The organism is Ferdinandcohnia salidurans (genome assembly GCF_042680725.1).
Taxonomy (GTDB): Bacteria; Bacillota; Bacilli; order Bacillales; family Bacillaceae_L; genus Ferdinandcohnia; species Ferdinandcohnia salidurans.
Genome location: NZ_JBHUEK010000007.1, coordinates 81,929 through 94,364, shown reverse-complemented (window position 1 = coordinate 94,364; position 12,436 = coordinate 81,929). Strand labels below are relative to the sequence as shown.

At 37.9% G+C, this 12,436-nt stretch carries 12 protein-coding genes; 4 read left to right on the top strand and 8 right to left on the bottom strand.

What is annotated here, in order from left to right; genetic code table 11:
* Positions 1-144 precede the first annotated feature (144 nt).
* From glcT to ACFSFW_RS03335, 5 genes are all read right to left on the bottom strand, one after another.
* A complete protein-coding gene (gene glcT / locus ACFSFW_RS03355; protein WP_304212173.1) occupies positions 145-987 on the bottom strand; it encodes a glucose PTS transporter transcription antiterminator GlcT in 843 nt (280 codons plus the stop codon).
* A gap of 143 nt (positions 988-1,130) precedes the next feature.
* Complete coding sequence (locus ACFSFW_RS03350) at positions 1,131-2,408, bottom strand: ATP-binding protein (RefSeq protein WP_388035226.1); 1,278 nt, start codon at positions 2,406-2,408, stop codon at positions 1,131-1,133.
* Between the two features lie 315 nt (positions 2,409-2,723).
* Positions 2,724-3,479, bottom strand: coding sequence for a VOC family protein (locus ACFSFW_RS03345; protein WP_388035223.1), 756 nt, complete (start codon positions 3,477-3,479; stop codon positions 2,724-2,726).
* 87 nt (positions 3,480-3,566) lie between these two features.
* Positions 3,567-4,949 carry an L-cystine transporter gene (locus tag ACFSFW_RS03340; protein WP_304212179.1) on the bottom strand — a complete coding sequence of 461 codons (1,383 nt, stop codon included), beginning with the start codon at positions 4,947-4,949 and terminating at the stop codon, positions 3,567-3,569.
* Positions 4,950-5,105: 156 nt separating this feature from the next.
* The gene (locus ACFSFW_RS03335; RefSeq protein WP_388035219.1) at positions 5,106-5,513 is read right to left on the bottom strand and encodes a VWA-like domain-containing protein; all 408 of its coding nucleotides are present in this window, start codon (positions 5,511-5,513) and stop codon (positions 5,106-5,108) included.
* 337 nt (positions 5,514-5,850) lie between these two features.
* Between ACFSFW_RS03335 and ACFSFW_RS03330 the strand changes: the two genes are divergently transcribed.
* Together ACFSFW_RS03330 and ACFSFW_RS03325 are read left to right on the top strand one after the other, a co-directional pair.
* Positions 5,851-6,129 (top strand): hypothetical protein, encoded by a 279-nt coding sequence (locus ACFSFW_RS03330; RefSeq protein WP_388035216.1) that lies wholly within the window; start codon positions 5,851-5,853, stop codon positions 6,127-6,129.
* Between the two features lie 75 nt (positions 6,130-6,204).
* Positions 6,205-6,765: a thioredoxin family protein gene (locus tag ACFSFW_RS03325; RefSeq protein WP_388035214.1), complete on the top strand. Its 561-nt coding sequence runs from the start codon at positions 6,205-6,207 to the stop codon at positions 6,763-6,765.
* A gap of 107 nt (positions 6,766-6,872) precedes the next feature.
* Here the strand turns inward: ACFSFW_RS03325 and ACFSFW_RS03320 are convergent, their stop codons facing one another.
* Complete coding sequence (locus tag ACFSFW_RS03320) at positions 6,873-7,373, bottom strand: hypothetical protein (RefSeq protein ID WP_388035211.1); 501 nt, start codon at positions 7,371-7,373, stop codon at positions 6,873-6,875.
* A gap of 472 nt (positions 7,374-7,845) precedes the next feature.
* Here ACFSFW_RS03320 and ACFSFW_RS03315 point away from each other — a divergent pair, with 472 nt between their 5' ends.
* On the top strand, positions 7,846-8,076 hold the full coding sequence (locus ACFSFW_RS03315) for a hypothetical protein (RefSeq protein ID WP_388035209.1): 231 nt from the start codon (positions 7,846-7,848) through the stop codon (positions 8,074-8,076).
* 43 nt (positions 8,077-8,119) lie between these two features.
* On the opposite strand, the gene recQ is transcribed toward ACFSFW_RS03315, so the two are convergent.
* On the bottom strand, positions 8,120-9,907 hold the full coding sequence (gene recQ, locus ACFSFW_RS03310) for a DNA helicase RecQ (protein ID WP_388035206.1): 1,788 nt from the start codon (positions 9,905-9,907) through the stop codon (positions 8,120-8,122).
* Positions 9,908-10,237: 330 nt separating this feature from the next.
* Here recQ and ACFSFW_RS03305 point away from each other — a divergent pair, with 330 nt between their 5' ends.
* Positions 10,238-11,290, top strand: a complete 1,053-nt coding sequence (locus tag ACFSFW_RS03305; RefSeq protein ID WP_388035204.1) for a YeiH family protein — start codon at positions 10,238-10,240, stop codon at positions 11,288-11,290.
* A gap of 675 nt (positions 11,291-11,965) precedes the next feature.
* Here the strand turns inward: ACFSFW_RS03305 and ACFSFW_RS03300 are convergent.
* On the bottom strand, positions 11,966-12,397 hold the full coding sequence (locus tag ACFSFW_RS03300) for a hypothetical protein (RefSeq protein WP_388035201.1): 432 nt from the start codon (positions 12,395-12,397) through the stop codon (positions 11,966-11,968).
* Positions 12,398-12,436 lie beyond the last annotated feature (39 nt).

The window sequence follows — 12,436 nt, the reverse complement described above, 5'->3', positions numbered from 1 at the left end:
AAAGGCATGAGAAAGAGGTTAATCGAAAGAAGTTACTTGAATAATATTCCCCCCATAAAGGGCAATATATCCTGTCAAACTTATTTCAATCATTCTCTTTACTCATGCCTGATCGAATCAGTAACACGTTAAAAACAATGTATACTATTTAATTTTCTTCTGAAGCCTTTGCAGATGCATCGTTATATAGACTGCTTCTGCGTCAAAAACTGGTTTCTTCAGCGCTTGCTGTATTACCTTAATGAGTTTCCACGAGAGATTATAACATAATGGATATTCTTCTTTCAAGAGAGCAGTAATTTTTTCTGGTTCTTCTACTTTTTCTCCCACTTTTACACGTTCAATGACGAATCTCAAATGTCGTACAAGTCTCATATAATCAATGCTCTGTTTGTCAATCACCATTTTCAACTGTTCCTCTACCAACTGAACTAATTTTGTCATTAGTTGAGAATGTTGATTTACTTCTGATAATTCTTTATTGGTTATTGCACTGTGGATGTGAAGGGCGATAAAACCAGCTTCTCCCTCGGGCAAGTGTATATTACATTCTTCTCTAAATAATTTCATTACTTCTTTGGCAATATCGTATTCCCTAGGATACATGGTTTTCGTTTCTATTAAAAAAGGATTTCGAATTTCTAACCCCTGTGAAACCCTGGCAACCGTATACATTAAGTGATCGGTCAAGGCTACATGGATATGTTCATTCAACGAAGCATCTGCCCTGCTTTTGATTAACTCAATAGCGGAAATAATCACTTTCTGTAAGTCATCCTCTAAATATGGTAGAAGCTTAATATAGTTCGTTTGTATTTTTTCATTTTTAAGGACGAACAGCTTTTCTACGCTAGCTGTTTCGAGCACCTCTTTCTGCTTTCGGTTGAAGCCGATGCCCTTTCCTATTAAAACGACCTCCCCATAGTCGGAGTGACCTGCAATGACGACATTATTATTCAAAACTTTAGATATAGTAATGACAGACATCTTAATTCCCCACTTTTTGCTTAGACATACAAAACTTATCGTATATGAGCAAGAAAAAGAAATCAATTATTTTACCTTCTAATGAATTGTGTTAATCATGTGAAAGACAAAGTGAACGAACAAAAAGAAGGAGTTTATTTCAACTATCCTTTTTGTGATGTCTGTCTGACAGGTAAAGTAATGATAACTTTTGTTCCGAATCCAACCTTACTTTTAATTTTAAATATTCCTTTATGGTCTTGGATAATTTTGTTACTCATCGTGAGCCCAAGTCCCATTCCTTTTTCTTTTAATGTGAAAAATGGTTCCCCAATTTTTTCAAGTCGCTCTTTGGGGATACCCACTCCTGTGTCAATCACTTCAATTTGAACATGATCTCCCACTAGTTTAGTACGAATTTTCGTTCTTCCTCCATCTGGCATCGCATCAATTGAATTTTTAATAACATTGACAAACACTTGGATCAGTTCATTCATATCTCCATAAAGAACAGCATGTTCAGCGTCATTTTCCACGATAACCTTGACATTATATAGGGTAGCTTCGTGAGATGTGAGCTTGATGACATAATCGATCAGTTCTTTTAATTCAAATTCCTTTAAGATTTTGCTTTGCGGCTTAGAAAATACGAGTAATTCACTCACAATCTGATTAATCCGTTCCAGTTCGGAAAGGATAATGTCGGATATATGAGATGTTGCTTCATTCTTTTCCTTCTGTAATTGGACAAAGCCTTTTATCGTCGTAAGTGGATTTCTGATTTCATGGGCTATTCCCGCAGCTAATTCTCCTACCACAGAGAGTTTCTCTCTTCTAAGTGCAAGCTCTTCTGCTGCTTTTACCTTTGAAATATCTCGACCAATTGTGACTAGACCTTTTCTACTTCCTTCATCATCGAATAAAGGAACCTTAATTACATCAAATGTCTTGATTTCTCCACTTAGGACGGGAAATGATTCTTCCATACGAGTAGTCATTCCTTGTTTCCAGGCTTCCTCATCCGAGTCAACACACCCTAAGAATGGCTCTTTAAAGAACGGAAACATTTCTGCTAGTTCTTTATCTGTTTTGTTTTTATATGGTTTACCATGAAGTTGGTAGAGGTCTTTTCCATATTCGTTTACACGGATCCACCTACCCTCTCCATCCTTAAAACAAACAAAATCAGGCATCGCATTAATCAGTGTCGACAACTCATTTTGTTCCTCCATTGCCTTAATATAGGCATCATGTTTCTTAATAATAAGATGAATAAGAACGGTTGTGAAAACGACAAAGATCAAACCTTTACCGATTTGATAATAACTATCATAAACGGAAGGAAATAGATCAATTACATATTCAGAGAAAGTTATCCATATTAGGCTTGCCAAGAAATAGATAAGTAGCAATCTCTTCTTGAAAAGTGTTTTTATAGACATGACAAGCACCCCATTACCATTTGACAACAAGAATTTTTTCCTGTATAATAAAAATTTGTTCCCTATTAAATTTAACATAATTATTTTATATAGATATAGATAAATTTAATTTTACGTTTTATCTTTTACATTTGGGAAAGACTTATTCACACTGGACCGGCTTCGGAGCCGAAAGGACGAAAGAGAGGTAGGGCTTTCGTTGTTTAAGATTTTCAAATCTACCGCGGCATGTATGTATCATCAATTATGTAATTAAAGTTTTATTACGCCCAAAAGTAAGAACCAACCGTGTATAGCGGTTGGTTCTTTTTCATTTTACAATAAATACTTAGCGCCGTGGAGACTAATCTCCTTTTTTGCTTTAGGTTCTATTCCAACTAGAAAAGGACGTTCCCCTCTTGGATGTTCCTTTAAGCTAATAAAGTACACATCGATTGTGTCAAAATGGACCTTTATAGCTTTTTGTTCAGTACCCGGTATCGTTGAGTTATCAACTGTGCCATTTAATACTTTTGCCCAAATATCTGCAAGATACTCTGCCTGTTCCACAGCGTATGCAATAAAGGAAATGGATTTTGAGTCTGGAACATAAACCTCTTTTTCAACAAGCTCTTGTTCCCTAACTTTATCGTCTTCCCCCCACTCAATGAAAAATGGCATTGGGTGGGTATGATCAATAAAGAGCATTGACCATTGGAGAATGGAGCCATCTGGTCGCTTTCTGGAGCCTGGGAAAGGTCCAATTGTTTTGATACCTTTTTGTATAAGTTCTTGGTTGGTTTTTTCTATCGAGTTGGTCCGAAAGGCAATTTGTGAAAGGCCTTCTCCTCGTTTAAAATCTTCATACAAATGACGGCTAAATGGGTGGCTACCTTTCTTTGTAACCTCTAGATTGTTAATCCCAATCCATTCAATGTAAGCAAGGTTTTTAAAATAACATAATGAATTATAGGTCCCCCAAATCTCATGATTACCACCTTTTGCTGTATGGAATCCAAGAAGTTGAAATGCTGTCATTGCCTCATATGGATCTTTAACATAATGGACAACATGGTCAAAATGAATATCCAATCAATCTTCCCCCTAGCCTAATTTTAATTACATTTTACCATTAAAAAAATAAGACCCTTACAATCGGGGTCTTATTTTTCGCTTTTCTTATGCACCTAGTTGTTGAGATGGGTTTGTGTATGTTTCAGTGTCAAGTTCTTTCGTTACTTTACTTGTAAGAACACCTGCTGTCATACTACCGCTAACGTTAAGTGCTGTACGTCCCATGTCAATTAAAGGCTCAACAGATATCAATAAACCTGCTAATGCTACTGGAAGGTCAAGTGCTGACAATACGAGAATGGCAGCAAAAGTTGCTCCTCCACCAACTCCAGCAACACCGAAGGAACTAATCGCTACAATCACTACGACTGTTAAGATAAAAGTTGGATCCAATGGATTAATACCAACTGTTGGTGCAATCATCACCGCTAGCATCGCTGGGTACACACCCGCACATCCGTTTTGTCCAATGGAAAGTCCAAATGAACCCGCAAAGTTTGCAATTCCTTCTGGAACACCTAAATCATTCGTTTGTGCTTTGATGTTAAGTGGTAACGTACCCGCACTACTTCGTGACGTAAACGCGAAAGTTAAAACAGGAAAAGCCTTCTTCACATACGTAATTGGATTTAATCCAGCTAATGTAATCAACAATAAATGGATTGCAAACACTATCAATAACGCAACATAAGATGCTACAACAAATTTACCAAGCTTATATATCGCACCATAATCACTCGTAGCCGTCACACGTGTCATAATCGCAAGAACTCCATATGGAGTTAAACGTAAAATTAACGTTACAACGCGCATGATAACCGAATAAAGGGCATCAATAATTTTCGCAAACAACTCTGCATTCTCAGGATCTTTACGACGAACTCCAAGGAAAGCAATCCCTATGAACGCTGCAAAGATAACAATAGCAATCGTTGATGTGGAACGAGCCCCAGTAAAGTCTAAGAATGGGTTTGCAGGCAATAAGTCAACAATCTGCTCTGGGAATGTTTTATCTTGAATACCAGCATATCGTTCTTCTAGAGATGCTCCTCTAGCTTGTTCTGCCTCTCCAGCTTCAATTTGAATAGCTTCTAAGTCAAATGCAACCGTTGTTCCAATCGCAACAAGTGCTGAAAGTGCAGTTGTACCTACTAAAATCCCAAGGATTAGAACACTAATTTTTCCGATATTATTTGCCAATTTCATTTTTGTAAAAGCTGATACGATGGAAATGAACACTAGTGGCATAACAATCATTTGTAAAAACTTCACATAACCATTTCCAACGATATTAAACCAACTAATTGACTCGGAAATGATTTCTGAATCAACACCATAAATGAGTTGTAGGACGAGACCAAAGACAATCCCTAGTCCTAGTGCTGCAAATACACGTTTTGAAAACGAGACATGTTTTTTCTGCATATAAAACAATAATAGTAGTAATAAGACCATAAAAACGATATTTACAATACCAAGTAAACTCATATGTATTACCCCCTTTTATTTACTAATGTATTAAAATATAATTGCTTACTGACCATACGTCAAGTACAAAATAGCCTAATTTAAAAATTTATATGGATTTCCCCTCAAATTTAATACGCCTAGAACCACATGATTCTAGACGCGTTCATCCAATCTTTATGCAACTTTTATTGCCTTGCCAAACGGGACTTTTGGTACATAATCATCTGGTACAAGCCAAAACACTTCAGCCTTTACATCTAACTCATCGTAAAAATAACCGGTAACATCGGTTATATAAAAAAGAGTATCAATTTTCTCTTCGTCCGCCCATTCCAGCACCTCAGTATAGGAGGACTTGCCATGCGTAAAATATTTAATGGTAGGGTTTTGAATCGGTGTGATGGTTCTTATTTTAAAATCAGCTTGGACAAGCTGTGTTTCTGGGATCATTTCACCAAAAAACTTTATGATATTGTTTATCAAAACTGAACGGACCTGATTTGTTGATGTATCAACTGCTAATGCTATTTTTTTGCCTTTACGGTCCTTAAGTAAACCCATTAGTGACCTTTGCCATCTCACGCATCCTCAACTCCTCATGCATAATCACCAAAGGATGATTACCTGTCTACCTTAAGCGACTAGAAACTCGAGAAATTTCAACTCATCCGAAGAGGCAAAAGGCGCCTCTTAGTCGGAGTATCCGACGCACAGGAAGTGCTAGTGCCGACTTTGCCACAGGACGTGGCGCCTTAGTCGGCCAATTTTCTCGTTTCTGGGCGAGTCGCTCTCAGTTTTCTCCTTGGCTCCACTATTTTGTCACGTTTTTCGACCAAATATGAACGGTTTAAATAACAATACTTGGATAGGTTATAGGCGTGCGCAAAGGTAAAACTATCAATAATTGGGGGAATGAAAAATGAAAATTTCGAAACAAGAGTTAGTTCAAAAACTTGAATCAAATAACGGATATGGATTTGTTGAATTAAATGGTGTACTGCATGAGATTAGACTCCTTGCTGGAAATCAAATTGCTTTTTCAGGTGCATGTTGGAGATGGGAACAAACAGAAATGCCATCATCCAATGGGGACTATAACGTGGTAACAGATGTACTTATAGAAGGGGAACCGGTTATACCACGTTTTCCAACTCAGGATTCCTATGAATTCTACGAAACGGTTACAGACTTTTCATAAGCATCTTTGTGGTTAGATTTTCCTTTTTCATTTATAGTAAATGCAAACAATTAAAAATTGAAGGAGGAATACATAATGTCAAACTTAAAACCATGGTTTGAAAAAGGCATGAACCAATACGATTACATTAACAGCATGCAAGTTCACAAGGAGAACCTATTAAAAGTATATAATGGGTTTCAATTAGACGAAACTGACAAAGAATTACTTCATGCACTTCAGGAAAAAGAGTTAAAAGCAATCATTTTAGCCGCTGATTGGTGTGGAGATGCAATGGTCAATCTCCCTATTTTAATGAGAATTGCAGATGAGGCCTTACTAGAAACTCGCTATTTAATCCGTGATGAGAATTTAGAGTTGATGGATCAATACCTTACAAATGGTAAAGCCCGTTCAATTCCAATCATCATTTTCGTTAATAAAGAGTTTGAAGAGGTGGGCAAATGGGGACCAAGATCTCCAGAGGCTCAAGCGGTTGCTGATGAGTTGAAGGCAAATGTACCTGATAAAGAGTCTCCTGAATACGATGCGGCTTTCAAAGCATTTATTAAATCATTCACAGAACGGATCACTACAGATGAAGTGCTTTGGAGAGACATTAAAAATAGTATAATGGCTACATTAAAAAACGCATAATTTTTGAACACTAAAACATATACTATATTTGAGACCGTCCACCACTTCCAACTTCGCAACGTTGCGGGACTAACCAGAACGGAAATGCGGGCGGTCTCTTTATGTGTTTAGATGGGTAAAAATAAATGGAACAAAAAGAGAAAAGTAAAAAGAAAAGCCGTTGTGTAATGGAATTTCCGGCGAAACCCGGAGGATTTTTTATGACGAAGATATCCTGCAAAAAGAGTAATTGCTAAAAATAGAATGGCTAACATACCACTTATCATCTTCGGATTTGTATACCCGATTAACTCCCCTAGCTTTACGAGCATGATTCCCCCATGAAACACAATTAATATCGTTCCGATGAATGCAAGCTTGATATGAGATTTCATCATTTTTCGTGACATTTTCGCAAGTGCTATTTTGAGTTTCCGTACCTTCGTCCTGCGGATGACGAGAAAGATAAAATACATATTCACATTTACAATAAATAAAATGATTGCGATTTGAGCGAAAACCTGCCCTAGTGTGACGATCTGCGAGTCATGCGACCTAAAAATCCATATGTATATAAACGTACTGATCACGAGTAGTGCATTTAAAAGAATCCAAATAAAATAGGCCATCTCTTACCTCCCCTTCTCTCTTGTTCCCATTTTAACAGATGGTTATGAAACTTGTTGTGTGGGATGTCACTAGGTGTACAGTGGTATAGGATTGCTATCTTCTACTTTTTTTGCATCTGCGGAGTTGATAGATTGGTTACTGGTTACCGGTTTGCTTTCTCCTAATTTTAACCAAGTGCAAGGATGTTAACTAGGTTTGCTAGTTCGCTCTCTCCTAATTTCATCCAAATGCAAGGATGTTTACTAAGTTTGCTGGTTCGCTCTCTCCTAATTTTATCCAAGTGCAAGGACGGTAATGTAGTCCCCAGGTTAGCCTTCTCCTAAACACAACTAAACACAATGAAGGTAACACTGTTTTCCAACAATCATTCTTCCCACAAGCTTCTCATTAACAGCATATTAGTTTCCATCCTCCTAATCTACTTACAAACGTGCTAAAATTAAAATAGAATAGGAAAATGGAGGGAATTTGATGTCTACTTGTAATATCGATCATTCGAAAGCCGATGTTGTTAAAAAGCTCCAGAGCCAGGAAAGCTTTTTGCCCAACGAACTCTATAACAAGGCGGCACTGTTTTTAGAGCAAGAGCACACGCAACTCACATTAAATGAATTGTTTCACCTATTAAAAAAATATGATTTAGTGACTGAAGAAGAACAACAAAAGCGTAATCTTGCAATGGAGGAACTCTTCCAAGCATAACGAAAGGCACCACAATCAACTGTGGTGCCTTTCGACTATCCTTTTATTCGACAACTGCACTTTTCTCCTCGATGTACTTGCGAATCACAGAAAGGAAATCTTCCCCGTAACGCTCTAGTTTTGTCTTAGCAACGCCTTTAATTTCAAGCAACTCTTTTTCTTCCGTCGGCGCCACTTCACTCATTTCACGTAATGTACTATCGGAAAAGACAATATATGGCGGCACTTGATCCCGGGTCGAAATTTCTTTTCTGACCTCGCGAAGAATTTCAAATAATGTATTATCAGTTACAACCTGTTTTTTCATCACCTGTTCCTTCTTATAAATTTTTACTTCCCCTTTAAGAACAGGCAGAGCTTTTGCATCAAGAATAAGCACTGGATACTGTGAGTTTGTCAGTTTGACATAGCCTTCGGCAGCTAAATAGTCGATTAATCCGACAATTTGTTTTTCAGAATATCGCTTGAGCAGGCCATATGTGGATAAGGATGTAAACCCTAATTCAAGGATTTTTTTGTTTCTTGATCCTTTCAACACCTGGGCAACTAACGTCTTTCCAAATCGTTCTTTCATTCGTTTGATACAGGAAAACACCATGAGCGATTCTGTGGTTACATCTATTTTTTCACGGTCATCCGTACAGTTAAAACAACGACCACATTCGGGACTTTCGTTCTCTCCGAAGTATTCTAGAATATAGGTTTGTAGGCATTTTTCTGTATGACAATAATCAATCATTTGCTGTAGCTTATAATATTCTTGCTCTTTTTTGCCTTCATCCATTGTCGATTGCTCAATCAGGAACTTTTGTAGCTGGATATCCTGTGAAGCGAATAAGAGGTAACAATCACTTTTTTCACCATCACGCCCTGCTCGTCCCGCTTCTTGATAATACGCTTCTATATTTTTCGGGAGGTTGTAGTGAATGACAAATCTTACGTTACTTTTATCAATCCCCATTCCAAACGCATTAGTCGCAATCATGACATTGACCGTATCAAATAAGAAATCCTCCTGAGCCCTTTTTCGCTCCTCATCGGAAAGTCCTGCATGGTATTTTCCTACTAAATGTCCTTCTTTTTCTAAAAACGCATGAAGTTCATTGACTTCCCGGCGCGTTGCAGCATACACAATTCCAGATTGGTTCTTATTTTCTTTTAAAAAGCTTTTGACAAAATCTCGCTTGTTCTCACCTTTTAGGATATTAAATGTTAGATTTTCTCTAGCAAACCCGGTAATAAAGACAGCAGATGGGGTAATTTGCAATTGGCTGCAAATATCATCCTTTACTTCAACAGTTGCGGTTGCAGTTAATGCAGCAACAACTGGCTTTTCCGAAAGTTCCGCAATCATATATTGGATGTTTCGATAGCTAGGCCTGAAATCATGTCCCCACTGTGAAATACAGTGTGCTTCATCAACAGCAATCATTGAAATGGGGATAGAAGATAATAGAGATCGAAATTGAGAGGATTCGAGTCGTTCAGGAGCAATATAAATGATTTTATAACGGCCAAGCCTTGCATCCTGCAGCCTTTCCTGAATTTCCTGCAAGGAAATACTACTATTGATATAAGTAGCCGCAATTCCAACTCCGAGCAAAGTGTCTACCTGGTCCTTCATCAAGGAAATCAAAGGAGAAATGACGATTGTTATTCCTTCAAAAATCAAGGCTGGAATTTGATAGCATAAAGACTTCCCGCCCCCAGTTGGCATAATCGCGAGTGTATCGTTTCCTTCTAAAATGTTCTCAATAATGGATTCCTGCCCAGGTCTGAAGGAAGAATATCCAAAATACGACTGTAATACCTGTTTCGCTTGTTCAATCATAAAAAACACCTTTTTAAAATTATTTTACTGATTTTGGCAAAAATGTGCGTTTGACGTAGTGTACTACCCCACATGTCCGCATGACTTTGTGCATACTATACAGTGTGGTGTTAGCTCCTTATTCTTTATCTGTTCGTGTTAGGAAGTGAGTATTCACTTCCTCTTTTTTTAGTCCAAAACGATTTGAGTTTACAAAGACGTTGCCACAGGACGTGACATTTTGTCTTTGATCAATAGATAAGATAATTATAAAGGAAGAACTTAAAGGTGTGAAGGGTGTCCACGATATGGTAAGATAAAACTTATTAAATATATTGAGGGATGAAACACGTGAGTAATGCAAATCTACAAGTATCACAATCTTACGAAAAAAAATCTTTTTTATTAGAGCATACACATTCACTTCGAAATAGACTTCCTGGTGTGGCTCTTGTTTTTATTATAGGCGTTTTGGCGAACTCATTAGGTAAGGATTTTCCGTTGATCGGCGGAGCGGTAATTGCCATCATCATCGGAATCATGGTCCGAAACTTTTTGGGTATTCCGACTGTTTTCTCAGAAGGAATTTCCTACACATTGAAAACGTTGCTTAAGACAGCCATTGTTCTACTTGGTTTTGGTCTTAGTTATGCGAGTATCTTTCAACTAGGATATGAAGCCATTCTATTAGTTGTAATAGCGGTTTTAGCGGGGATTGTTTTTACATTTTTATTGGCCAAGCTCTTTAGGTTGAGTGGAAATATTCCCATTCTTGTTTCTCTTGGAACGGCGATATGTGGAGCTACAGCCATTGTGACATCAAGCCCCATTGTTCGTGCAAAAGAGGAAGAAACCGCCTATGCGATTAATACCATCTTTGCTTTCAACGTGCTGGCGGTGTTGTTTTACCCACTAATAGGACAACTTTTTTCCATGCCAGACCATATTTTTGGAATCTGGGCAGGTGTCGCAATACATGATACTTCATCCGTAGTAGCTGCTGGATATAGCTATAGCAGTGCTGCAGGCGATACTTCCGTCATCATCAAATTGATCCGAACACTTATGCTCGTACCAGTTACTCTCATTCTATCTATCATTGTTTCTATGAAATCAAAGGGAGCCGCGGGCAGCAAAGTCAAAATAAGTAAAGTATTTCCGATTTTTATCTTATTTTTCGCTGGAGCGGTGGCGGTCAATACGATCTTCTCGCTTCCAACATCGATTACGAGTGTAACAGATGGGGTTGCCAAATTTCTAATCATTATGGTCATGGCAAGTGTGGGGCTAGGTACTGATTTCAAAAAGATCAAATCAGTTGGCCTACGTCCATTATTCTTAGGGTTACTCTCATCTGTCATGATGGGGCTGTTAACACTAACTATTATCCAACTTCTTTATTAGAAAAGAAATTGAGGTTTTCCTTCAGGTGACTATGGAAGTTAGTGATATTCTGGATAAAAAATAATTGCGTGTCACCTTTAATTAGGCTGACATGCTTTTTTATGTTCTTAACGAAGAAACCAAGTTTCTTATTTACTAGATTTGTAGTACGTTCGCAAGTGGGAATGTGGGTATTTCAGACTTAGATCGATTAGTTCCAAGGTTGTTTGTCATAATTTCTGGCTGATTCGGACTCTACTTAATAAGTTCCGGCGATGGCTGTCAGAATCCACCGCTGATTCGGACTCTACATAAGAAATTCCGGCGTTGGCTGTCAGAATCCATAGCTGATTCAGACTCTACTTGATAATTTCCGGCAATGACTGTCAGAATCCACACCTGATTCGGACTCCACTTGTTATTTGCCAACGATGACTGTCAGAATCCACACCTGATTCGGACTCTACTTGATAATTTCCGGCGATGGCTGTCAGAATCCACACCTGATTCAGACTCTACTTGATAATTTTCGGCGATGGCTGTCAGAATTCACAGCTGATTCTGACCCAACTTTATAATTCCCGGCGATTTCTGTCCGAAACCTCAACTATTACATTCTTGTTAAAGCGCTTCACCAATACTTGTTCAAAATATCTTTTCTGCAGTTAGCAACAAGCCTAGTGTGATACCACAAATTCATTGCCCAACTTCTTTTCGTTCCTCTAAGATGTCACAAATCATTTGGATGTGAAAGGAAGCCCATGCTTTTTCACGAAAATGAAGAATCACACTAAAGAAAAGCAAGGCAAAGTAAATGATACTGAAAAGGATCAAATACAAATAACCCTTCCCAAACAGGAACTTTTGTAATTGGCTTGCAAAAAGAAACAAAAACCACGGGATTGCCGTAATTAATATAGGAATGATGCCAGAACCATTTTGCTCTTTTAACATGCGGTAATAAATGATTTGTAACGTGTGTGAATCAATTTTTTCATAAAAAGACTTGATACCTCGGACTTCCTCCATATCTTTTACATGTTGGAAAGTCGAGTCATGCTCTATATTCTTTTTTAGCCTAAGATAAATTTTATGTGCATCTCCACGAAACGAAATCAATGGTAACATCCCTTCATCCAATCAGAGTATATTGTTAGCCATTCCCGC

Bases quoted from the DNA above. Each gene is read 5' to 3' on its own strand.
- glcT (WP_304212173.1), bottom strand. From the start codon at position 987: ATGTCTGTCATTACTATATCTAAAGTTTTGAATAATAATGTCGTCATT.
- ACFSFW_RS03350 (WP_388035226.1), bottom strand. From the start codon at position 2,408: ATGTCTATAAAAACACTTTTCAAGAAGAGATTGCTACTTATCTATTTC.
- ACFSFW_RS03320 (WP_388035211.1), bottom strand. From the start codon at position 7,373: ATGGCCTATTTTATTTGGATTCTTTTAAATGCACTACTCGTGATCAGT.
- recQ (WP_388035206.1), bottom strand. From the start codon at position 9,907: ATGATTGAACAAGCGAAACAGGTATTACAGTCGTATTTTGGATATTCT.
- ACFSFW_RS03340 (WP_304212179.1), bottom strand. From the start codon at position 4,949: ATGAGTTTACTTGGTATTGTAAATATCGTTTTTATGGTCTTATTACTA.
- ACFSFW_RS03325 (WP_388035214.1), top strand. From the start codon at position 6,205: ATGTCAAACTTAAAACCATGGTTTGAAAAAGGCATGAACCAATACGAT.
- ACFSFW_RS03330 (WP_388035216.1), top strand. From the start codon at position 5,851: ATGAAAATTTCGAAACAAGAGTTAGTTCAAAAACTTGAATCAAATAAC.
- ACFSFW_RS03300 (WP_388035201.1), bottom strand. From the start codon at position 12,397: ATGTTACCATTGATTTCGTTTCGTGGAGATGCACATAAAATTTATCTT.
- ACFSFW_RS03315 (WP_388035209.1), top strand. From the start codon at position 7,846: ATGTCTACTTGTAATATCGATCATTCGAAAGCCGATGTTGTTAAAAAG.